Origin of the sequence: Microbacterium sp. 22215, from assembly GCF_052045655.1 — a bacterium.
Taxonomy (GTDB): domain Bacteria; phylum Actinomycetota; class Actinomycetes; order Actinomycetales; family Microbacteriaceae; genus Microbacterium; species Microbacterium phyllosphaerae.
Genome location: NZ_JBQEPC010000009.1, coordinates 141,988 through 164,889, shown reverse-complemented (window position 1 = coordinate 164,889; position 22,902 = coordinate 141,988). Strand labels below are relative to the sequence as shown.

The following is a 22,902-nucleotide window of genomic DNA, read 5'->3' as shown; positions in this document are numbered from 1 at the left end:
GTCAGCACATACGTCCACGTCACCACATCACCGGCCCGGCCCGTCGCCCCCGGAGCCAACGCACCACGGTCGGTCACCGACACCGCCGGAGCCGCCGCCACCGTCGGAACCACACTCTCCGCAGACACCACCGTGATCGGCTCACTCCGCGCCGGCACACCAGACGCCGACGCCGTGTTCACCACACGACCCGCATCCACATCCGCCTGCACGATCACATACGACCCCGTCGCCGTCGCCGTCTCCCCCGGAGCGATCACCCCCGGAGCACCCGCATCCGGCCACACCACACCCGACAACACCACACCCGGCACCGCATCCGACAGCACCACACCCGACACCGTCACATTGCCCGTGTTCGTCACACCGAACTCATACGACACCACATCGCCCACCGCACCAGCACCCGACGCCACACCCGACTTCGACACCGACAACCCCGCCGCAGGCAACACCGTATTCACCCGCACCGTGTTCGTATCCGCCGACACCCGCACCCCACCCGGAGCGAACGCCGCCACCGACGCCGTGTTCTCCACAAAACCCGCATCCACATCCGCCTGCGTCAGCAGGTAGAAGCCGCGACCTGTGGCGGTCTCCCCCACGCCCACGCGACCGGGCACCGCAGGATCCGGCCACACGATGGAGACGCCCTGGAGGCCCTCCATCGGATCCACCAGGACGCCACCGGTGACCGTCACGTTGCCGGTGTTGGTCACGACGACGGTGTAGTCGATACGGTCGCCGACCGCGCCGATGTCACCCGCAGCGAGCACACCCGTCTTCACCGCAGACAGGGCCGCGCCCGGCGCTATCGTGACGGTGGCCGCGGCGGGCGCGTCGGCCAGCGTCCCTCGCACAGGCGTACCCGTGACGGTGACGGCGTTCGACACGGCGCCGGCATCGACGTCGGACTGGAGGAGTGTGTAGGTCGCCGTGGCCGTCGCTTCCGCTCCGGGCACGAGGACGCCGGGGCGTGCCGCGTCCGGCCACGTGATGGTCAGCGGGCTCAGGCCGGTGAGCGCGTCATCGAAAGCGACCTCGCTGACCGTGACGTCGCCCGTGTTGACGACCGAGAACCGGAACTCGACGGTGTCTCCCGCGCGGCCGGTCGATCCCGCCGCGAGCGTGCCCCGCTTCGTCGCGGTCAGCTCCGGACGAGCGGCCGCCAGTTCGGTCGTGACCTCTGCCTCGGTCGACGAGACGTCGACCGCGTCGGGTGCGGACCCGCTCGCGGTGGCGGTGTTGACGACCTCACCGGCATCGACGTCGGCCTGTCCGATCGTGTACTGGGCGGTGGCGCTCACTTCCTGCCCGGGGGCCAGTCGCCCCGTCTCGCCGCTCGGCCATGTTCCGAACACCACGCCGGAGATGCCGTCGAGTTCGTCGGCGATCGCGACGTCCGACACCGTCGTGTTCCCGGTGTTCCGGACGGTGAACGAGTACGCGATCGAGTCGCCGAGCACGCCGGCGCCGGCGAGATCGTCCTCCTTCACCAGCTCGAGCGCAGGTGCCCTGGTCTCTGTCGCGAGCGTGACGGTGTCGGATGCCGCGACGGCAGCGGCGCTGGGGGTGAGACCCGTCGCCGTGGCGGTGTTGCGGATGTCTCCGGCATCCACGTCGGCCTGCGTCACGGTGTACTCCGCCGTCGCGCTCACGGTGCCGCCAGGGGCGAGGCTTCCCGTGGCTCCTGGCCACGGTCCGAACGTGATCGCCGACAGCCCCGGCAACGGATCGCTGAGTGCGATGGCATCGATCGTCGCCGTACCCGAGTTGGAGATGTCGAACGTGAAGGTGACAGTGTCGCCGACCGCGAGGTCGTCATCCTGCGATGCGGTCTTGACCAGTGTCAGCCCGGCGGTCGAGGCGATGGTGACCGTGGCCGGTGCGGTCGCGGTGGNCACCCGACGGGGCTGCGCCGCGCCCCGTGACCACGCTGATGATCGAGCCCGCGTCGACGTCGGCCTGGGTCAGGACCGTCGTCGCGGTCGCGGTGACGGTCTCCCCCGGCGCGAGCACGCCGGCCTGGCCGTTCCATTGGTAGATCGGCGCCGTGGTGCCCGCGAGGGCGTCGGAGAGTGCGGAGCCACTGAGCGTGACGTTTCCCGTGTTCTTGAGCGTGTAGGTCCACGTGACGGTCGACCCGGCCGCTGATCCGGGCGGCAGTGCGCCGCTGTTCGTCACCGCGACCGACGGAGCGGCTGCCTCCACCGGCACGACGCTCTGCGATGAGGTCGTCGAGACGGGTCCCTCGGGAGCCTCTCCCGAGGCCGTCGCGGTGTTCAGCACCCGCCCGGCGTCGATATGAGCCTGGGTGATCTCGAGAGTCGCCGTGGCGGTCACACTCTGGCCCGGGTCGAGCGTCCCGTCAGCACCGGGCCAGTCCGCGGCGATGCTCGAGAGACCGACGAGCGGATCCGCGATGACGATCCCGCTGACCGTGACGTTTCCGGTGTTGCTGAGCACGAACGTATAGGTGATGTCGTCGCCCAGACCCGCTTCGTTCGGGAGGGTGCTCCCCGACTTGGTGAGCCTGAGCTCGGAGCGCTGCGCGCCCGTGGCCACGTCGACGGAGTCGGTGGCCGTCACTGCGGGACCCGCGGGCGGCGCACCGGATGCGGTGACCGAGTTCGGCACCGAGCCGCTGTTCACATCGGCCTGCGTGATGTCGTAGACCGCGACGGCCGTCGCGCGGGCACCCGGGGCGAGGACGCCCGTCGCGCCGGGCCAGGTGATCGTGGGGACGAGGCCGGGGATGCTGTCGGCGAGCTCGACGTCCGTCAGCGTGACGTTGCCGTCGTTGACGATCACGAAGTCGAAACGGATCTGATCGCCCGCTTCTCCGTCTCCCACACCGTCACCGAGCACCGTGCCGGTCTTCGACACGTCGATGGATGCCGATTCGGCGAGCGGCACCGTGACGTCGTCGTTCTCGGTGATCGTCGCGCCGCCCGGCGCCACGCCGGACCCGGTCACCACGTTGTCGACGCCGCCGGAGTCGATGTCGGCCTGAGTGAGCGTGTACGTGGCCGTCGCCGTGACGACCTGGTTCGGGGCGAGCGTGCCCGCGGTCGCCGGCCACGAGTAGACGAGCGGCGAGACGTCTGGAACGAGATCGGTCAGAGCGACACCCGTGAGCGTGACGTTGCCGGTGTTGCGCAGCGAGAACGAGTACGCGACCGTGTCTCCGGCACGCGCGGTCGCTCCCCCGGCGAGAGTGCCCGTCTTCGTGACCTCGATGTCGGGGGTCTGCGTCGCCGTCGGTGTCACGACCGGGTCGGACGGGTCGGTGACGGCAGGACCGGTCGGCGGCGTGCCGGTCGAAGTGGCTGTGTTCGACACCGAGCCGGCATCGAGGTCGGCCTGGGTGATGCGATGGGTAGCCGTCGCCGTCACGGATTCGCCCGGCTGGAGGGTGCCGCTGGCGGCCGGCCAGGGGCCGTACGCGAGCGTGCTGAGCCCGGGTGCAGGATCCGAGAGCGCGACCCCCGTCAGAGTGACGTTGCCCGAGTTGGTCGCGCGGAGCGTGTAGGTGATGAGATCACCCAGCTGGCCGGATCCGCCGACCGAGGCCGACTTCGTGGTGACGATCGCCGGAGCCGCCGCCGAGGTGCTCAGCACGACGGTCTGCGACGTCGCAGAAACCGCTGCACCCGTCGGCGGACGACCCGATGCGGTCGCCACATCGGTGATGGAGCCCGTGTTCACATCGCTCTGACGCACCTGGTAGGTCGCGGTCGCGGTGATCGTCTGGTTCGGCGCGAGCGTTCCCACCGTGCCGGAGGCCCACGTCCCGTAGCTGATCGCGGACAGACCGCTGTGCGGGTCGCTCACGGCGACTCCGGTGAGCGTCACGTTCCCGGCGTTGCGCACGGTGTACGAATAGGTGATCGTGTCTCCGACCGAACCGGAACCGGCGGTGTAGGCACCCGTCTTCTGGATGGTCAGGGCCGGCGCCGAGGTCAACGGGACGGTGGCCGAACCCACCGACGACGTGGCCTGTCCGCGCGAGGGGGTTCCCGTGGCGGTCGCCGCGTTCGAGACCGCGCCCGCATCGACGTCGGTCTGACGCACCGTCGATGTCGCGGTGGCGGTCACGAGATCACCCGGGGCGAGAACGCCCGCAGTTCCCGACGGCCAGGGGCCGTACGTGAGCTGACTGATCCCCGGAAGCGAGTCCGTCGCGCTGACACCCGAGAGCGTGACGTTTCCGGTGTTGCGGATCGACACGGTCCACGTGATGGTCTCCCCCGCGACGCCCGTGGCACCGGCGGGGAGCGTTCCCGACTTGATCACCTGCAGGCGAGGATCGCCCGCGGCGGTCGGCGTGGCGACGGTGCTCGACGCCGCCGTCACGGGCGTGCCGTTGGGCGACAGACCGCTGCCGGTCGCGACGTTGACGATCGACCCGGCATCCACGTCCGCCTGCGTGATCGTGTGGCTCGCGCGAGCGACGACCTGCGCACCGGGGGCGAGAACGCCCGACTCACCCGGCCAGGTGTACACGAACGGTGTGAGGCCGACCATCGGGTCGTTCACGACGACGCTGCGGAGCGTCACGTTTCCGGTGTTGGTCACACGCACCGTGTAGTCGACGACGTCGCCCACGGCACCTGTGCCGCCGACGGACGCCGACTTCGTCGTCGTCAACGCCGGGCCGGCGGCGACGGTCGCGAGCGTGACGGTCTGCGAGTCCGCGCCGACCGCGGGACCGGACGGGGGCGTTCCCGTGACCCGCGCGGCGTTGCGCACGGCGCCTGCGTCGACGTCGGCCTGGGTCACGGTGTACGTCGCTGTTCCGACGACCTGTGCTCCCGGCGCCAGAGTCCCGACCGTTCCCGGCCACGTGAGGGAGATCGGGCTCAGCCCCGCATGCGGGTCTGAGACGGTGACGTCGGTGAGCGTGACATTGCCCGCGTTGCGGGCGGTGAACGTGTAGGTGATGACGCTGCCGACCGCACCGTTTCCCTGCGTGTACACGCCGGTCTTGCCGAGAGTGAGGAGCGGTCCTGCGATCAGCGCGAGGGTCGCCGGGGCTGTCGCCTGCACGGCATCGCCCCTCGGCGGCGTGCCCGTGGACGTCGCCGTGTTCGCGACCGATCCGGCGTCGACATCCGACTGCGTGAGCGCGCGCGTCGCTGTCGCGGTGACGCTCTGTCCGGGCTGCAGAGTGCCGGCGGCCCCGGGCCACCCGGTGTAGGCGATCGTCGAGAGGCCCGGCAGCGCATCCGCGATGCCGACGCCCGTGAGCGTGACGTTGCCGGCGTTCCGCACAATGAAGCTGTAGGTGACGACATCGCCCGCCCGGCCGGTCGCACCCGGGGCCAGGCTGGCTGTCTTGTCGAGAGTCAGCCTCGGCGCGGCTGCGGCCGTCGGCGTGACGACATCGGAAGACGAGGCGTTCACCGCACCGCCGCCCGGGGCCGTGGCAGCCGCCGAGGCGCGGTTGCGGATCGATCCCGAGTTCACGTCCGCCTGGGTGATGACATACGTGGCTCGGGCGGTCGCCGTCTGCCCCGGGGTCAGCACGCCGCTCGCACCCGGCCACGTGACCGAGAGTGCGGAGAGTCCTGCGAGCGGATCGCTCAGGGTCACGCCCGTCAGCGTCTGGTTGCCGCTGTTGGTCGCCGTGATCGTGTACGTGATGACGTCGCCGACACGCGTTCCTGCCGCCGTGTCTGCGCTCTTCGTCACCGTCAGCGCCGGTGCGGCCGCACTCGTGGGCACCACGGCCTCCGTGGATGTCGCCGACACCACGGCACCCGTCGGCGGTCGGCCGCTCACACTCGCGGTGTTGCGCACGGATCCGGCATCGACGTCCGCCTGCCGCACCGTATAGGTCGCGGTTCCGGTCGCCGTCTGACCCGGCGTCAGGGTGTTCGGAGACCCGGGCCACGTGATCACCGGGGCGCTGAGACCCGCAAGAGTGTCGGTGAGGGTGATTCCGCTGAGGGTGACGTTGCCGGAGTTGCGGATCGTGAAGGCGAATGTGACGGTGCTGCCGACCTCACCGGATCCGGTCGTGACCGAACCGGCCTTCTGCACGGCGATCGACGGCACCGCCGCGATACGCACCGTCGAGGGAGCGGTTCCCGTCACCGCGGCTCCGCGCGGCGGCGCGCCCGTGGCCGTGGCCGTGTTCGCCACCGCCCCGGCATCCACGTCGGACTGTCTGACCGTGTAGGTCGCGGAACCGGAGACGCTCTCGCCGGGCTGAAGAACTCCTGCGGCTCCCGGCCACCCGGAGAGCGGTACGGTGGCCGCGCCGATCAGGGGGTCGACGAGCGATACGCCGGTGAGAGTGACATTGCCCGAGTTCCGCACGGTGAAGGCGTACGTGATGGTGTCGCCTGAGGCGCCGGTCCCGGCGAGAGTGCCGGTCTTGGTGACCGAGATGGCGGGTGCGCTCGTGGCGGTCGGCGTCGTCACCGCCGCGGATGACGCGGTCGCGGTCACGCCTGCACCGGTGCCGGTGGCCGAGGCGGTGTTCGTGACGGAACCCGTGTTCACATCGGTCTGCGTCACTGTGTACGGCGCGGTGGCGACGACGGTCTGGCCGGGAGCGAGTGTTCCTGCGGCACCGGGCCACTGGTACTGCAGCGCTCCGAGTCGCGGGAGCGGATCGGTGATCCCGACACCCGTGAGCGTGACGTTTCCGGTGTTGCTGGCGCGGAACGTGTAGGTGATGACGCTGCCCACGCCACCGCCGCCGCCCGAGGCCGTCTTGGTGATCGCGATTCCCGGTGCCGCAGCGACCGTCGCGACCGTCACCTCGCCGGAGGATGCGCTGATCGCGGCGCCCGTCGGCGGGGTGCCGGTCGCACTCGCGGTGTTCTTGGCGGAGCCCGCATCCACATCCGACTGGCGCACGGAGTACGTGGCCGTCGCGGTCACCGTCTGGTTGGGCTGGAGCGTGCCCGCAGTGCCCGGCCAGGTGTAGGCGATCGTCGAGAGTCCGGCGTGCGGGTCGGTGATCGCGACCCCTGTGAGCGTGACGTTTCCGGTGTTGCGCGCCGAGAACGAATAGGTGATCGTGCTGCCGACCGAGCCGTTGCCCGACGTGACCGCACCGGTCTTGGTGAGCACGAGACCGGGAGCCGAGGCGAGCGAGACCGTCGCAGGAGCCGTGCTCGTGACCGCGGCCCCGCTGGGCGGGGTTCCGGAGCCGGTCGCGGTGTTGCTCACCGCGCCGGAGTTCACGTCGGTCTGCGAGATGACCGATGTCGCGGTGGCCGTGACGGTCTGCCCCGGTTGCAGGACGCCGGTCGTGCCGCTCGGCCACGTGCCGTAGGTCGGCACGGAGATGCCCGGGAGCGAATCGGCGACCGCGACCCCGGTCAGCGTCACGTTGCCGGAGTTACGCAGCGTGATCGACCAGACGATCGTGTCACCTGCGCGACCGGAGGAACCGCTCTGGAGCGCACCTGCCTTGGTTGTCACGATCCCCGCCGACGCGGTCACCGTGTTCGTCGTGACCGTTCCCGACGTGCTTGTGACGGGGGTCGTGCCGTAGACGGCCGACGACGATGCGACGTTGCGCACGGACCCCGCATTCACGTCCGCCTGCTTGATCGTGTATGTCGCGACAGCCGTCACCGTCTGCCCCGGTGCGAGCCTCCCAGACGTCCCCGGCCAGGTGTAGGTGAAGGCCGACAACCCCGCGAGTGTGTCCGTCACGGCTACATCCGTGAGCGTCACGTTGCCCGTGTTGGTGGTGCGCACCGTGTAGGTGATCACGTCGCCGACTGCGGCGGTGCCCGAGACGGCGGCGGTCTTCGTGGTCGTGCTCGCGGGCGCGGCCGCCACCGTGTTCACCCGCGTGGTGGGCGAGGTGCCGGTGACCGATGCGCCGCCCGGCGTACGGGCCGAGGCGGTAGCCGTGTTCGTCACGGTGCCCGCATCCACGTCCGCCTGCCGCACCGTGTACGTCGCGCGGCCCTGCACCGTCTGCCCCGGTGCGAGGGATCCCGCGGTGCCGGGCCAGGTGTAGGTGATGGCCGAGAGTCCGGCAAGAGGATCCGCGATCGCGACCTGCGTGAGCGTCACGTTGCCGTTGTTGGTCGCCGAGAAGTTGTAGGTGACGGTGCTGCCGACCCCGCCGTTCCCCGTGGTGACCGATCCCGACTTCAACACGGTCAGAGCACCCGTCGGGGTGACCGGCAGGGTGAACGCCCTCGTCTGAGTCAGGCGCGCACCGCTCGGCGGCAGAGCCGACGCGGTCGCGGTGTTCGCCACGGAGCCGGCATCGACATCCGACTGCTTCAGCGTGTATGTGGCGGTCGCGGTGACCGCCTGTCCTGGCGCCAAGGTGCCCGCGGTCCCGGGCCACGTGTAGCTCAAGGCCGAGAGGCCTGCCAGCGGATCGGTGATCGAGACCTCGGTGAGCGTGACGTTTCCGCTGTTCGCCAGGCGGAACGAGTAGGTGACGACGTCGCCCGCCTTGCCCGTGCTGCCTGGCGCGAGCGCCCCGGTCTTCGTCAGATTCACCGCGGGGGCGGATGCGGCGGTGGCGACGACCGACTGGCTGCTCGGAACCGTGAGAGTCGCACCGGCCGGCGTCCGAGCGGTGCCGGTCGCGGTGTTGCGCACCGCTCCGGCATCGACGTCTGCCTGGGTCACGGTGTACGTGGCGGTCGCGGTCACGGACTGCCCCGGTGCGAGAGAGCCGGCGGATCCGGGCCATGAGTAGGCGAGAGTCGAGAGCCCGGCGAGCGGATCGTTGATCGCGACGTTCGTGAGAGTCGTGTTGCCGGAGTTGCGGGCCGTGAACGTGTAGGTGATCGTGCTGCCCACTCCCCCGCTGCCCTGAGTGAGGGATCCCGACTTCGTCGTCGTGAGTCCTGGAGCGGAAGCGATGGTGGGGACGGTGACCTGCGGAGAGGACCCGGAGACTGTGGTGCCGCCCGGCGTGCGGGCTGTGGCGGTGGCGATGTTGCGGACGCTGCCTGCGTCGACATCTGCCTGGGTGATCGTGTAGAAGGCGGTCGCGGTGGCTGTCTGACCGACGGGGATGACGCCCGCCGTCGCAGTGGGCCAGGTGATCGCCGGTGGAGAGAGACCCGGCAGCGGGTCGACGAGCGAGGCGTTGTCGAGCGTCACGTTTCCGGTGTTCCGGATGGTGAAGCTGTAATTGATGCGATCGCCCACCCGGCCGGTCGTCCCGCTCGCGAGAGCCCCGGTCTTGGTGACCGTGACAGCGCCGGCGGCGGCGATGGGCGTGACGCGATTCGCCGATCCGGAAGGACGGATGCCGCCGTCGTCATCCGCCGCGCTGACCGTCGCCGTGTTCGCGACGGAACCCGCATCCACATCGCTCTGCTTCAGCGTGTAGTTCGCGGTCGCCGTGACGGACTGACCCGGAGTCAGCGTTCCGACCGTTCCGGGCCAGGTGCCGAATGTGATCGCCGACAGCCCCGGAAGCGGATCACTGAGGATGATGTCGGTGAGCGTCGACTGACCCGTGTTCGTCACGGTGAAGGTGTAGATCACGACGTCTCCGGCACGGCCCGTGCCACCGGGAGCGAGCGCGCTCGTCTTCGCGAGAGTGATCGCGCTGAGCAGCACCGTCGTGCTGTCGTTGTCCTGCGCGAGGAAGTCGCCCACGACCGTCCTGGCTGTGGCCTCGGCCGTCGAGACGTAGCCCGTCGCAGACGGCGCGGTCGCCGCACAGGTGTAGGTGGTCGTCTGCAGGGGCGCGAGAGTCAGCGTGCCGAGGTTGCGCGCGCAGTTGGCCTGGTCGTCGGTCACGACGATGTTGCGCAGGGTTCCCGCACCGGTGTTCGTGATACGGATCGTGAAGGTCGCGACCTCTCCTGCCGTCCGCGACTGGGTGTCCGCCGTGCCGTCGAAGGTCTTCACGAGCTGCAGTCCGGCGGTCGGCACCGAGAGCATGGCGTTGCGCAGAAGGTAGGAGTCGCCCGACGTGCCGAGGCGAAGGTTCACGGTCGAGTCGCCGGCGACCACGTTGGTGAGCGGAACCGTCGCGACGTCGACGTTCTGGTTGGTGAACGCCGTGCCTGCGGTGCCCGTGTATCTGACCGACCCCACCGCCCGCGAGATGCCGACGTTGCCGGTCGCGCCGGCCGCGTTCGCGATCTCGGTGTAGGGCGTGGAGCCTCCGCGCGAGTATGACGCGGTGTCACCGGTGATGTTCCGATCGCCCTCGAAGAGGGTGAATCCGGCGCGCGTTCCGGCGGCGACCGCGGTGAAGCCGTTGAACGCCACGGTGAGGTCGGCGTCGTTCGCCCCCTGCCGCACGTGGCCCTCGTAGTAGATGATGTTGTGCGGCACCGAGGCCGGGTTGTCGGCGATGAACGTGCCGTAGTCGTAGACGACGTTGATCGACCAGCCCGCGTAGCAGCCGGCGCCGGTCGGGGTCCAGATGTTCCCGGCCGAGATCGTGACCTCGGATCCCGTCGGCACGGCCGCGAAGGCCGATGTCACATCGGCACTCGCCGAGTAGTAGAGCGCCGTCGCCTGCGAGGCGGGGTCGGCGAGCATGCTCTGCGGCGAGACGTTGATGACCGAACTGCCTGCGACCTTGAGCTGGACCGCCCGCGAGGTGTACCCGGTGGCGCTGCCCGACGGCATCGTGGCCACGCCTCGTGCGGCGGAGTACTGCGCGCAGAGACGGCGCGTGTCACCCGTGTAGACGCCGGTGTTCGCGCTCCAGGTGAGGAAGGCCTTGACGACGGTGGCGCCGGCGGGGATGGTCATGGTCGCGCTGCTCGAGTTCGAGGTGAAGCCGGCGACCGAGTTGTTCTGGCTCATCACGAAGTTGTCGTTGACGTTGTTGGCGTTGGTGCTGGAGGCCGCGTGCAGATCGGCGCAGGTGCCGTTCGTCGTGGCGGTCGTCGCGGAGCACGCGAGCACACCGTTGCCGGCCATGATGAAGTCGCCGTTGACGTTCGCCTGGTAGTTCGGGGCGGTGCCGGAATTGGTGCCCCACTGCACGACAGCGGCTTCGGCAGCCTGCGGTGCACCGAGGGTGAAGCCTGCGGCGATCACGGCGATGGCCGTGGTCATCGCGACCACGGATCTGCGCCAGCGACGCCGATCACTCCCCCCGACCATCAGACCTGACCCCCCTCAGAGTCCGTCGACACCTTTGTGGATGTACGACGTCCTCTCACCCTAGGCGAGACCTTCCTTTGTTGACAATGGTGCAGTTGTTACGCGTGCGAAATCTGTGACCGGCACTTACCTGACGACTGTCAGATAGACTTGAGGCATGGACGCACGGTCGCGACGTTCGCGCGAGAGTCTTCGCGCGGCGGTCCTCACGCTGGCGGGGGCCACCCCGATCTCGGAGGTGACGGCATCCGCGATCAGCCTGCAGGCGGGTGTCACGCGCGACACCTTCTATCGCCACGCCGACAGCCCGACGGGCCTGCTCGCCGACGCGCTGTCCGCCGAGATCGACGAGGCGATGAAGGTCCTCCCCCAGGCCGACGTGATCGGCGACGGGGAGCGCGCACTGCTCGAACACGTGCATCGGCGAGCCGACGTGTACCGCGGTGCGATGCATCCGCTGCTCGCCGCTCCCGTACGCGACAATCTCCAGCGGTCGATCAGCGCGGGTCTCGTGCTGTGGGCCGAGCTGCACCCCCGGATCATCCCGGCAGTGTTCGCCGACGACGCCGCCGCCATGCGGATCGCCGTCGCCTACGCCGCGGCCGGCACCGTCGGAGCCATCGAGGAGTGGTTGCGCAGCGGGGACGACGACATCGAACGTGCCGTGAGGCTGATCCTCGCGGCGTCACCGGAGTGGTGGCTGCGTTGACAGCCGCCCGGAAGAGGAGAAGAAGATGAAGGCCGCACAGTTCCACGCCAAGGAGGACCTCCGGATCGAGGATGTTCCCGAGCCCTCGCCAGGCCCCGGACAGGTGAAGCTGCGGAACGCCTTCGCCGGCATCTGCGGCTCCGACCTGCACGTGTACTACAGCCCCGAGGCAGCCGGCCTGGACTTCGATCACCCGCACCCGATCACCGGGTCGACGCTCCCCCAGATCCTCGGTCACGAGTTCTCCGGCACGGTCGTCGAGCTCGGTGAGGGCGTCGACGACGTCGTCGTGGGCGACCGCGTCGCCGTCTGGCCCATCTACTACTGCGGAGAGTGCCCGGCGTGCCGCCGTGGCATGTTCAACGCCTGCCAGAAGATCGGCTTCCACGGGCTGAGCTCGCGCGGCGGAGGAATGGCGGAATTCACCACGGTGGATGCCACGAAGCTGCACGTGCTCCCCGAGAACGTCGACCTGCGCATGGGCGCACTCGTCGAGCCGATGGCGGTCGCCTGGCACGCCGTCACGCGCGGCGGCGTCGAGGCAGGCGGCACCGCGCTGATCGCCGGCGCCGGGCCCATCGGCATCGGCGTCTGGTTCGCCCTCAAGGCGCGCGGCATCGAGAAGGTGCTCGTCTCGGAACCCAGCGCCGACCGGCGTGCCATCATCGCTGCGCTCGGCGCGACGGTCGTCGACCCGGTGAACGAAGATCTCGCTGCCGCGGTCGCGGCACTGACCGACGGAGACGGTGTGGATGTCGCGTTCGACGCCGCCGGCGCGGGCCCGGCCGTGACCTCGTCGCTCGCCAGCCTCGTGTCCGGCGGACGCGTCGTCGTCGTCGCGATCCACGAGCGGACCATGGAGTTCCTGCCGACGCAGCTCGTCATGGCCGAGACCGAGATCGCCGGCGCGCTGGCCTACCTTCCCGAAGACTTCGAAGCGGTCATCGAAGCGATGTCCCGCGGCGTCTACGACACCACCGGCTGGGTGCAGGAGGTCGCGCTCGAGCAGGTCGTCGACGCCATCCACTCGCTCCGAGGCGGCGCCGGCGCGAAGATCCTCGTGCAGGCCGGCTGACCGCCACATGCAGACGGAGGGCCGAGCGGATGNCCCTCCGTCGCATCCGTCCGAATGAGCGCTGGCGGTGACGGGACAACGAAAAAACCCCCGGATAACCGGGGGTTTTCGTCTGTGCGCGATACTGGGATCGAACCAGTGACCTCTTCCGTGTCAGGGAAGCGCGCTACCGCTGCGCCAATCGCGCCCAAGTGGGCTATTCAGTTTGTGAGAGGTGGCGACGGGATTCGAACCCGTGTAAACGGCTTTGCAGGCCGGTGCCTAGCCGCTCGGCCACGCCACCGTGTGGATTGACCCCACGTGCTGAAGGCCTTCCGAAGAAGGCCCCTGCACTTGAGCGGATGACGAGACTCGAACTCGCGACCCCAACCTTGGCAAGGTTGTGCGCTACCAACTGCGCTACATCCGCGTTGTTCCCGGTTGTTGTCCCGGGCACTTATGAAACATTAGCCGAAGATTCACGACTGTCCAAACCGGAAGCGAATCTCGCGCGTGTCTCCCCGGGTGGTCAGCGACGGCTCCGACCGTCCGGTAGTATCGGTTGACGTACCCCACAGGTATGGGCGATTGGCGCAGTTGGTAGCGCGCTTCCTTCACACGGAAGAGGTCATCGGTTCGAGTCCGGTATCGCCCACACGCACAGGCCCCGCACAACGAGAGTTGTGCGGGGCTTTCTCGTGCTGCGAGACCAGCCGTCAGGTCCGTACGTGACCGCCGCCCGCCTTCCCTGCGAAGAAAGAGAGCCCACCATGACCGACTCCCCGTACTCGCCCTCACGGGACACGCGCTCCAGCACGCTGTCGATCGTGGCGCTGGCGCTCGCCATCATTCTTCCTCTCGTGGGCTTCGTGCTGGGGCTCTTCGCCCGGGCGAAGTCGAAGGCTTCCGGATCACCGACGGTGGTCGCGAACACGGCCGTCGTGATCGGGGCACTGCTCAGCGTCGTATGGACGATCGCGATCGTCCTCCTGGTCGGCTTCGGAGGCGTGCTTTCCGGAGGGCCCGCCCCGAGGACGCCTGATACCGCGACACCCTCGGAGTCGACACCGCCGTCGGGATCGGCATCCGGCGATGAACTGGTCATCGAGGTCACGTCGGAGCGCGAGCTCGACGCGGCGACTCTCGCAGCCGCACGTACCGCGCTCTCCTTCTACGCGGAGAACGCCGGCATCGAGGTGATCGACGTCACCGAGACGGACGCCGACGCCCTCGCCGTGACCTTCGGCGCGGATGCGACGAGCGCCGACGTCGCCGCGTTCGCTCGCGCCGTCTCCACTCCCGCCGCCGAAGGCTTTTACGCGGTCGACGCGGTGCACCCGGCGACCGGAGGCGCAGACCTCGGCGACGGTTCGACGACTCCCCCGTGCGATGCGCTGCGGTTCGGTCCGATGACCGTGGAGGGGCACGTCCTCGCCTGCGACGAAGCGATGGTGACCCAGCTGCTCCTCCCCTCTTCCGCGCGCCTGGTCGGAAACGCCATCGCCGAGGTCGAGGTGAGCGGCGACGTCGTGACCGTGACCCTGTCCGACGCCGCCGCCGCCGAGTTCGCCGCGTGGACCCGCGAGGCCTCCGACGCGACCGCGCCGGGCAATCAGATCGCCCTTGTCGACTTCATCGGCGTCATCAGCGCGCCCACCGTCGCCGAAGAGCTCGCCGGCGAGTTCCAGATCTCCGGCGCGACGCTCGACGCGGAACTGCTCGCCGCCCGACTGCAGCTGCTCAGCAGCGGAGTATCGTTCACCGCCCGCTGAGCGGACCCGTCGGCCTCGGTGACTCAGGACTACCTAGCCCTCCTCGTGGTTCCGCGCTGAAGTCCGCGGGCGGCGCCCCTCCTCCGCAGACGCCGCCCACGAGCGCGCCTCAGGCGGTGCCGAAGGGGTTGTCGATCGCGTAGCGCCAGCCGTGCTCGTCATCGTGCACGGCGACGTCGGCGGTGCTTCCGCCGAGCTTCACCTCCGAGCCGTCGGGACCCGTGCCTTCGAGCGTCCAATCGGCGATGGCGAGGCCGACGGAACCCGCCTCGAACACATGCCGGACGTTCATGGTGATGGGCAGACCGAGCGCGAGGAACTGCTCGAGCGCGCCACGGATCGAGTCCTCACCCTCGACGGGGTGGCCGGGCGCCGGGGCGAACACCGCATCCGGCAGGTTCAGGGCGAGCAGCCCCTCGATGTCGCGGGCGTTGAAGCGCTCGGCGAACGCGAGGTTGAGCTGATCGAGCGAGGTGACCGGGGTCGTGGGCATGATGTGCTCCTTCGTCAGGTGAGAGACCGCGGAAGCGGCCCATCGAGAAGGACGTTCAGGAGCGACGGATGTGACAGGACCGCCGATCAGGTGCGCAGCGCGCGCCGTGCGCGGGACACGCGCTGACGCGCCGCGGCCGGCGTGATGGATAGCCTCTGCGCGATCTCCTGCGCCGTCAGGCCGTCGACGACGCTCATCAGAAGAGGCTGGCGAAGATCATCGGGGAGTGCGTCGATCGCGCGGATTGCCGCCTCGAGCCGTTCCCGCAGCTCCGCCTCGGCTTCGACGTCCTGCGGCGACGCGAGCCGCTCGCACAGGACCTCACCGAGATCGTCCTTGCGTGCGCGGTTCATGTCGATGGCGGTCGTCCGCACGATCGTGTCGAGCCACGCGCACATCGGGCCGGCATCAGCCGAGCGGAGCGCGGAGAGTGAACGCCAGGCTCGAAGCGCCGCGTTCTGCGCCGCGTCGTCGGCATCCGCCGGCGGCACACCGAGCGAGATGCTGCGCCTGCGCAGCCGCTCGGGCTCCGTGCGCAGCATGGTGTCGAGACGCGCGGAGGCGACGGCGATGACTTCGGCGTTCACACGGATCCCCTCGTGGATTCGGGCATTCGGCCTCATGCTAGCCGAGCCTCGAACGCGACGTCCGTGGCCGCCGGTAGTGTGCCGATGGTGACGAAGACCCTGCTGCCGAGCCCGTGTGCACTCTGCGGGCACCGCGACGCGGTGCGCGTGGCGGCGGCTCTGATGTGCGCCTGGTGCGGGTGGCGCTACGGCGACTCCCCCGACCCCGACCTCCCGCGCCCGGTGATCGAGGTCGTCTACTACATCCGGTACGACCGCCGGGTGAAGATCGGCACGAGCAGACGGCCTCGTCAGCGACTCGCGAGCATCCGTCACGAAGAGCTCCTCGCGTTCGAGCAGGGAGGGCGTACGGTGGAGCAGGCACGACACCGGCAGTTCGCCGACATCCGCGAGGGCGGCGAGTGGTTCACTCTCACCCCACAGCTCGAGGGCCACATCGGCGGCCTCCGCACCGTCGCCGACCCCTGGCAGCTCTACGCGCGCTGGGTGAGCGCGTCACTGCAGAACTGAAGCCCCGCACGGGGCCGACGTTCCGTGCGGGGCTTCAGAGTTCAGCGGGATCAGGCGCGTGCGGCCTTGACCTTCGCGGGCTGCGGCTGCGAGAACAGCACCACGATGATCACCGCGACGCCGACGACCACGTGCGGCACCCAGACGTTCGGCGCCTCGGTCGAGAAGCCGAAGATCCACGGCGACAGCGCCAGGAACAGACTCGCGACGATGTCGAAGACGAGGTGGACGGGCATCGGGATGAAGCCGAAGGGGCCCCACTCGTACTTCGTGAAGAGGCTGTAGACGATGAGTCCGACGCCGAGCACGATCGGGATGATCACGGCGGGGCCGCCCATGCTCGCGAAGCCGAACAGCCACGGAGCAGCGATCAGCGCCACTCCGACGATGTAGTCGAGAATTCCATGGACCTTGGTGGGGATGAAACGCATGATTCCTCCTGTGGTGTCGTCGCGTGCTGCGACTCACAGATGGTTCGCAGCCCACGCCGAAACGGATTGCGGGCCACCCGCTCGTAGGCTGGACGGATGACGTCGATGCCGCCGCCGCCTCGCGCGATCTCCGCTCTGAGGCTCGCTGCCGGAGGGTCGGTGACGGGCATCCTGCTCTACACGTACGTGATCGGCATCCCCCGTCAGGGCGCGAGCCTCGTCGACCACTTCGGGTACTTCACGAACCTGACGAGCCTGCTGACCGCCGGCATCCTCATCTCATCGAGCCTGATCTCCCTGCGCGGAGGGCGTGTGCCGCCGCTGCTGACCTCGGCGCGCGCGGTGGCCGTGGCCTGCATGATCATCGTGGGAGTGGTCTACAACGTCCTCGTCCCCGGCACGGGGAGCGCGCCGCCCTGGGTGAGTGCGACCCTGCACGCGATCTTCCCGATCCTTCTCGTGCTCGACTGGGTCTTCGTCGCCGACCGCCCGCCGATGTCCTGGCGACGACTCTGGGTGGTGCTCCCCTACCCGGTGCTCTGGCTGGGAGTCGTGCTCGTGCGCGGGGCCACCGACGGATGGGTCCCCTACGGCTTCCTGCTTCCCGAGCGCGGCGCGGCATCGCTCGCTACCCATGTCGCGGGCCTGCTCGTCGCACTGCTCACCTCGGGTGCGCTCGTGTGGACGCTCAGCCGGGTTCGACTCCCCCGACCGACCCGATGGTCAGGCGCTCGCCCAGCCGTATCGCCGAGCGAGCGCGGAGGCGATCCGACCGTAGCGTGAGCGGTCGAGCACCGCGGCTTCACGGCGTAGCCCGGTCTCGTGCACGCTGTAGAGCTGCTCGATGTCGACCCACGACTCACGCCCCTGCGAGTCCCAGGCTCCCGAGCCGATCGACAGGTAGTCGCGGTCACCGTCATGAGCCTTGCTCGTCATCCGCACCGCGAAGACGCGGTCTGCGGATTCCCGGCCGATCACGAGCACCGGTCGGTCTTTGCCCCGACCGTCGTTCTCCTCGTAGGGAACCCAGGTCCAGATGATCTCGCCCGCATCGGGGGCGCCGTCACGGTCGGGGGCGTACCCGATGCGGAGATCGTCGATGCGATCCGGGTCGACACGGACGGTCTCGACCCCGTGCGCCCGGTCAGATCCCAGTGCCTTGAGAAGGATCTCCGCGAGTCGTGCCAGGATGCCGTCGGTTTTGCTCACACGGTCACCCTAACGGCAGCTCAGGCGTCGGCGAGTGCGTAGCCCTCTTCACCGTGGACGACCTGGTCGACACCGGCGATCTCGTCTTCGCTCGTGATGCGGAAGCCGATCGTCTTCTCGATCGCGAATCCGATGATGAACGCGACCACGAAGGAGTAGATCAGCACACCCAGTGCGGCGATCGCCTGGACGGCCAGCTGACGCAGGTCGCCGCCGACGAACAGGCCGGTGCCGGTGGCGAAGAAGCCGAGGTAGAGGGTTCCGATCAGACCACCGACGAGGTGGATGCCGACGACGTCGAGCGAGTCGTCGAACCCGAGACGGAACTTCATCTCGACGGCCAGGGCGCAGACGATACCGGCGACGGCACCGAGCAGCAGCGACCAGCCGGGCGTGAGGTTGGCGCAGGCGGGGGTGATGGCGACGAGACCCGCGACGGCACCGGAGGCGGCGCCGACCGACGTGGCCTTGCCGTCCTTGATGCGCTCGATGAGGATCCAGCCGAGGATCGCGGCAGCCGTGGCGCCGAGGGTGTTCAGGCCGATGAGTCCGACGCCGCCCATGTCCTCGGCGAGCCACTCCGCGCCGGCGTTGAAGCCGAACCAGCCGAACCACAGCAGCGCTGCGCCGAGGAGCGTCAGCGGCACGTTGTGCGGCTTGAGGATGCCCTTCTGGAAGCCGATGCGCTTGCCCAGGACGATGGCGAGTGCGAGTGCGGCAGCACCTGCGTTGATGTGCACCGCGGTACCACCGGCGTAGTCGATCACACCGATTCCGCTGTCCTCACCGAAGAGGGTGGTGCCGAGGTTCATGATCCAACCGCCACCCCAGACCCATGCGGCGACGGGGAAGTATCCGACGGTCGCGAAGACGCCGGCGAAGATCAGCCAGCTGCCGAACTTCGCACGGTCGGCGATCGCGCCCGAGATCAGGGCGACCGTGATGATCGCGAAGGTGGCGCCGTAGGCGACACCGAGGAGCGCGACGTTCGAGCCCTCACCGGCCGCGAGGCTCGAGAGGCCGAAGTCGGCGAAGGGGTTGCCTGCGAAGGCGGTAGGGCTGTCGACGGCGCTCATCGAGAATCCGAAGAGGATCCAGAGCACTGCCACGAGACCGATCGAGCCGAAGCTCATCATCATCATGCTGACGACGCTCTTGGCCTTCACGAGGCCGCCGTAGAAGAAGGCGACGCCGGGCGTCATGAGCAGTACGAGGGCGGTCGCGGTGATCGCCCAGGAGATGTTGCCTGGAGCATCCATAGTCAAACCTCACATTCGGGAAACTGAGAGCTTCAGTGTGACGAGGCCCGATTTCCGGAATGCGTGAGGTTTGTTGCGCTGACGTTACAGAGCGGCTCTGTGTGTGAACATCGCGTTACGCGACACTGCGATCCGCGTGTGTAAGTGCATTGAGTCTGGAGATCGCGCGCAGGTACTTCTTGCGGTATCCCCCGCCGAGCATCTCGTCGGCGAAGACCTGGTCGAGGCTCACACCGGTGGCGACGATGGGGATCTGCGCGTCGTAGACGCGGTCGACGAATGCGACGAACCGCAGCGCCTCCGACTGATCGGTCAGCACGTGCACGTCACGGAGGCCCACGAGATCGAGGCCCGCGATCACCCGCAGGTACCGAGAGGGGTGGACGCGCGCGAGGTGACGGATGACGTCGGCGAAGGAGTCGTCGGATGCCGTTCCCGCGGCAGCGCCGGTCTCGACGGCCGTCTCGTACTCACCGGCCTCGCTGACCACGGCGTGCCCGTCCAGCGCGCGCTGGCGGAAGTCGACTCCGTCGATGCGGATCGTCTGGAAGCTGTCGGACATCGCATGGATCTCACGCAGGAAGTCCTGCGCCGCGAAGCGACCCTCGCCGAGCGCATTGGGAGGGGTGTTCGAGGTCGCCGCCAGCTTGGTGCCGGTCGGCACGAGCTCGCCGATGAGACGGGTCATCACCATCGTGTCGCCCGGATCGTCGAGTTCGAACTCGTCGATGCAGAGCAGATCCGCGCCCTTCAGAAGGTCGACCGTGTTCTTGTACCCCAGCGCACCCACGAGCGCCGTGTACTCGATGAACGATCCGAAGTACTTCCTCCGGGCCGGCATCGCGTGATAGATCGACGCGAGCAGATGCGTCTTGCCGACGCCGAAGCCGCCGTCGAGGTAAACGCCCGGCTTCACCTCGGGTTCCTTCTTGGTACGGCTGAAGAATCCGCCCCGCTTGACCGGCGCTCCGCGTCCGGCGAAGCGGATCAGCGTCTCTTTCGCCTCCTCCTGTGACGGATACGCCTCATCGGCCCGATAGCTGTCGAACGTGGCTCCGTCGAACTGGGGCGGCGGAACGAGACTCGCGAGCATCTCGGGACCGGTGACGGTCGGCTGGCGATCGGTCAGGTGCACGATGCCCGTGCGGCTGGGCGTGTCGGTCATCAGGGTCCTGTATCGGGGGCGCACCTGTGTCGAAGTCTTACGAATCGGGTGCAGGGCGCACGGCGTGGATCTATCGTCGAAGTATCGGCTCCACATTACGCCGTCAACGCCCTGCATCATCGCCGCTCACCGTCTGAGGAGATCCCTGTGGCCATCGAGTTCGACACCACTTCGTCCAAGTTCGCCGAGTACGCCGAGCCCGGCCGCCTCGTCACCACCGAGTGGCTCGCGGAACGCCTCGGAGACCCGGGTCTGGTCGTGGTCGAATCCGATGAGGATGTGCTCCTGTACGAGACGGGGCACATTCCCGGCGCCGTGAAGGTCGACTGGCACACCGAGCTCAACGACCCGGTGGTGCGCGACTACGTCGACGGCGAGGGCTTCGCGAAGCTGCTGAGCCGCAAGGGCATCTCGCGCGACGACACCGTGGTGATCTACGGCGACAAGAACAACTGGTGGGCCGCCTACGCGCTGTGGGTCTTCTCGCTCTTCGGCCACGAGGACGTGCGCCTGCTCGACGGGGGCCGCGACCGCTGGATCTCCGAGGGCCGCGAGATCACGCGTGACGCGCCGACGCCCACGCCGACCGAGTATCCCGTCGTGGAGCGCGATGACTCCGTCATCCGCGCCTACAAGGAGGACGTGCTGGCCCACATCGGCAGCCCTCTGATCGACGTCCGCTCCCCCGAGGAGTACAGCGGAGAGCGCACCACGGCGCCCGCGTACCCCGAGGAGGGCACGCTGCGCGCCGGCCACATCCCGACCGCGCAGAGCGTGCCGTGGGCGAAGGCCGTGGCCGAGGACGGCGGTTTCAAGTCCCGCGCCGAACTCGACGCCATCTACCGCGACGGTGCGGGCCTCGCCGACGGTGACGACGTCGTCGCTTACTGCCGCATCGGCGAGCGTTCCAGCCACACGTGGTTCGTTCTCAAGCACCTGCTGGGCTTCGAGAACGTGCGCAACTACGACGGATCGTGGACCGAGTGGGGCAGCGCCGTCCGCGTCCCGATCGTCACCGGCGCGGAGCCCGGTTCCCTCTGATCGTGTGACAATGACAGGGATGAGCACCAGCGAAGTTCCTGACACCCTCGCCGAGATCCGCGACGGATTCCTCGAGACCCCTGAGGCAGATCGCCTGCTGCTCCTGTTGGAGTACTCGGACGAGCTGCCCGAGGTCTCCGAGGAGGTCGCGAACCACCCCGAGATGTGCGAGCGCGTGGCCGAGTGCCAGTCGCCCGTCTACATCTACGTCGAGGTGAACGACGGGATCGTGACCATGCACGCGACCGCTCCGCCCGAGGCACCGACGACCCGCGGTTTCGCGAGCATCCTCGTGCAGGGCATCACCGGCCTCACGGCCGACGAGGTGCTGGCGATCCCCGACGACTACCCGCAGTCGATCGGACTCACGAAAGCCGTCTCACCGCTGCGCATCGGCGGAATGACCGGGATGCTGATGCGTGCCAAGAAGCAGGTCACGCAGAAGCGCTGAAGCCCTGCGTGCGGAGCCATTCGGTGATGGCGTCGCTCCAGCCCGCCTGGTCATAGTTCCACAGCTTGGTGTGACGCGCCCCCGAGAACGGCGGCATCGTCACCAGGTCCGGCCTGGCCTCCTGCAGTGCGTGCGAGGCGTCGGCGGGGACGAACCCGTCATCGTCGCTGTGCAGGATGAGGATCGGGACCGACAGTTCCTCGGCGCGGGCGACCATGTCGAGCCGGTCGAACGGGATCGCGTCGTCGGCGCCGCTGAGCCGTGCCGTGAGCGGCAGCGAGAGAGCGCTCATCGCGAGGTCGGGCAGCGGAGCGCGCATCCCGGCCCCCCGTGCCTGGAATCGCAGCACCGTGCGCCAGTCGACGACGGGCGACTCGAGGATCAGCCCGGCGATGCGATCGCGATTGCCCGAGTTGACCGCCGTCTGCAGCGCGACGGCCCCGCCCATCGACCAGCCCATCAGGATCACCCGATCGGCGCCGTGGCGCAGCGCATACGCGATCGCGGCGTCGACGTCGCGCCACTCCGAGGCACCCAGGGCGTAGGCGCCGCTGCGGCTGCGAGGGGCCTCACCGTCGTTCCGGTAGGACACGACCAGATTCGGGAAGCCGGCCGCATGCAGCACCGGCACCGCACGAAGGCACTCGGCGCGAGTGACGCCCCGCCCGTGCACCTGCACGACCCAGGTCGACGACTCCGCCGGGAAGAACCACGCGGGGCAGGGGCCCGCGGGCGATCCGATGAGCACGTTCTCCCAGCGGAGGTGGAGTTCACTCGGCGTGGCGTAGTACCAGCCGCTGAACGCCGCAGTCCGATCGACCCGTGCACCCGGCTCGATCTGCGTGAGCAGCTTGCGGCGCACCGTGGTGGCATCGGCGCTGAGCACCGCACCGAGCTTCACGTAGCCGTAGGTGCCCGACGTGAACAGGCCGTATCGACCCGGCAGCTCGGTGTCACGCGTGCGGGTCAGCTCGATCGTCTGGGCGCCCGTGTCGACCGCGAGGATCTCTGCATCGGCAGGACGCTTCGCAGGAATCACGACCCGTCGGGCGATGCTGAGCACGAGCAGAGCCATCGCCGCCCCGAGAGCGAGCAGTGCAGGGACAAGGAGCGCAACGGCGTGCCTGAGACTCTTCATCGCTTCCTGA

The 22,902-nt window shown here is 68.9% G+C and carries 16 protein-coding genes and 4 tRNA genes; 8 read left to right on the top strand and 12 right to left on the bottom strand.

The features are described 5' to 3' along the window. On the bottom strand, window positions 1–1,904 hold a 1,904-nt coding region (locus ACTJKH_RS14875), incomplete at its 3' end, for a DUF7507 domain-containing protein (protein WP_440737549.1). After that, window positions 1,822–9,891, bottom strand: a complete 8,070-nt coding sequence (locus ACTJKH_RS14870) for a DUF7507 domain-containing protein (protein WP_440737551.1) — start codon at window positions 9,889–9,891, stop codon at window positions 1,822–1,824. The genes ACTJKH_RS14875 and ACTJKH_RS14870, both read right to left, overlap by 83 nt. Window positions 9,892–11,230: 1,339 nt before the next feature. Between ACTJKH_RS14870 and ACTJKH_RS14865 the strand changes: the two genes are divergently transcribed. Both ACTJKH_RS14865 and ACTJKH_RS14860 read left to right on the top strand, forming a co-directional pair. Then, the gene (locus tag ACTJKH_RS14865) at window positions 11,231–11,782 is read left to right on the top strand and encodes a hypothetical protein (protein WP_440737548.1); all 552 of its coding nucleotides are present in this window, start codon (window positions 11,231–11,233) and stop codon (window positions 11,780–11,782) included. Window positions 11,783–11,807: 25 nt separating this feature from the next. Then, entirely contained in the window at window positions 11,808–12,857 is a 1,050-nt protein-coding gene (locus tag ACTJKH_RS14860; RefSeq protein ID WP_440737547.1) for a 2,3-butanediol dehydrogenase, read from the top strand. A gap of 115 nt (window positions 12,858–12,972) precedes the next feature. On the opposite strand, the gene ACTJKH_RS14855 is transcribed toward ACTJKH_RS14860, so the two are convergent. The 3 genes from ACTJKH_RS14855 to ACTJKH_RS14845 all read right to left on the bottom strand — a co-directional run bounded on the left by ACTJKH_RS14855 (window position 12,973) and on the right by ACTJKH_RS14845 (window position 13,266). Further along, a tRNA-Val gene (locus tag ACTJKH_RS14855) sits at window positions 12,973–13,044 on the bottom strand. A 25-nt stretch (window positions 13,045–13,069) separates the two neighbouring features. Then, a tRNA-Cys gene (locus ACTJKH_RS14850) sits at window positions 13,070–13,140 on the bottom strand. Between the two features lie 53 nt (window positions 13,141–13,193). Further along, window positions 13,194–13,266 (bottom strand) — tRNA-Gly (locus ACTJKH_RS14845). Between the two features lie 152 nt (window positions 13,267–13,418). Here ACTJKH_RS14845 and ACTJKH_RS14840 point away from each other — a divergent pair. Together ACTJKH_RS14840 and ACTJKH_RS14835 are read left to right on the top strand one after the other, a co-directional pair. Then, a tRNA-Val gene (locus tag ACTJKH_RS14840) sits at window positions 13,419–13,491 on the top strand. A gap of 115 nt (window positions 13,492–13,606) precedes the next feature. After that, the gene (locus ACTJKH_RS14835; RefSeq protein WP_440737546.1) at window positions 13,607–14,608 is read left to right on the top strand and encodes a SecDF P1 head subdomain-containing protein; all 1,002 of its coding nucleotides are present in this window, start codon (window positions 13,607–13,609) and stop codon (window positions 14,606–14,608) included. Between the two features lie 109 nt (window positions 14,609–14,717). Here ACTJKH_RS14835 and ACTJKH_RS14830 read toward each other — a convergent pair whose 3' ends face one another. Together ACTJKH_RS14830 and ACTJKH_RS14825 are read right to left on the bottom strand one after the other, a co-directional pair. Then, window positions 14,718–15,101, bottom strand: coding sequence for a YybH family protein (locus tag ACTJKH_RS14830; RefSeq protein WP_440737545.1), 384 nt, complete (start codon window positions 15,099–15,101; stop codon window positions 14,718–14,720). Window positions 15,102–15,187: 86 nt separating this feature from the next. Further along, on the bottom strand, window positions 15,188–15,688 hold the full coding sequence (locus tag ACTJKH_RS14825; protein WP_440737544.1) for an RNA polymerase sigma factor: 501 nt from the start codon (window positions 15,686–15,688) through the stop codon (window positions 15,188–15,190). A gap of 63 nt (window positions 15,689–15,751) precedes the next feature. On the opposite strand from ACTJKH_RS14825, the gene ACTJKH_RS14820 reads away from it, so the two are divergent. Next, on the top strand, window positions 15,752–16,198 hold the full coding sequence (locus tag ACTJKH_RS14820; protein ID WP_440737543.1) for a GIY-YIG nuclease family protein: 447 nt from the start codon (window positions 15,752–15,754) through the stop codon (window positions 16,196–16,198). Window positions 16,199–16,248: 50 nt separating this feature from the next. On the opposite strand, the gene ACTJKH_RS14815 is transcribed toward ACTJKH_RS14820, so the two are convergent. After that, window positions 16,249–16,629 (bottom strand): SPW repeat domain-containing protein, encoded by a 381-nt coding sequence (locus tag ACTJKH_RS14815; RefSeq protein WP_056307564.1) that lies wholly within the window; start codon window positions 16,627–16,629, stop codon window positions 16,249–16,251. A gap of 96 nt (window positions 16,630–16,725) precedes the next feature. Here ACTJKH_RS14815 and ACTJKH_RS14810 point away from each other — a divergent pair, with 96 nt between their 5' ends. Further along, window positions 16,726–17,412, top strand: a complete 687-nt coding sequence (locus ACTJKH_RS14810) for a Pr6Pr family membrane protein (RefSeq protein ID WP_440737542.1) — start codon at window positions 16,726–16,728, stop codon at window positions 17,410–17,412. Here the strand turns inward: ACTJKH_RS14810 and ACTJKH_RS14805 are convergent. The 3 genes from ACTJKH_RS14805 to zapE form a co-directional block, all read right to left on the bottom strand. Next, window positions 17,353–17,838, bottom strand: coding sequence for a type II toxin-antitoxin system PemK/MazF family toxin (locus tag ACTJKH_RS14805; protein ID WP_440737541.1), 486 nt, complete (start codon window positions 17,836–17,838; stop codon window positions 17,353–17,355). The genes ACTJKH_RS14810 and ACTJKH_RS14805 overlap by 60 nt on opposite strands. Window positions 17,839–17,858: 20 nt before the next feature. After that, a complete protein-coding gene (locus tag ACTJKH_RS14800; RefSeq protein WP_440737540.1) occupies window positions 17,859–19,097 on the bottom strand; it encodes an ammonium transporter in 1,239 nt (412 codons plus the stop codon). A gap of 115 nt (window positions 19,098–19,212) precedes the next feature. After that, window positions 19,213–20,262 (bottom strand): cell division protein ZapE, encoded by a 1,050-nt coding sequence (gene zapE / locus ACTJKH_RS14795; RefSeq protein ID WP_440737539.1) that lies wholly within the window; start codon window positions 20,260–20,262, stop codon window positions 19,213–19,215. Between the two features lie 147 nt (window positions 20,263–20,409). On the opposite strand from zapE, the gene ACTJKH_RS14790 reads away from it, so the two are divergent. Beyond that, window positions 20,410–21,303, top strand: a complete 894-nt coding sequence (locus ACTJKH_RS14790; RefSeq protein WP_440737538.1) for a sulfurtransferase — start codon at window positions 20,410–20,412, stop codon at window positions 21,301–21,303. Window positions 21,304–21,322: 19 nt separating this feature from the next. Continuing rightward, complete coding sequence (locus ACTJKH_RS14785) at window positions 21,323–21,754, top strand: SufE family protein (protein WP_210098046.1); 432 nt, start codon at window positions 21,323–21,325, stop codon at window positions 21,752–21,754. Here the strand turns inward: ACTJKH_RS14785 and ACTJKH_RS14780 are convergent. Beyond that, on the bottom strand, window positions 21,738–22,892 hold the full coding sequence (locus ACTJKH_RS14780; protein WP_440737537.1) for an alpha/beta hydrolase family protein: 1,155 nt from the start codon (window positions 22,890–22,892) through the stop codon (window positions 21,738–21,740). The two genes, ACTJKH_RS14785 and ACTJKH_RS14780, sit on opposite strands and share 17 nt — an antisense overlap. Between the last annotated feature and the right edge of the window lie 10 nt (window positions 22,893–22,902).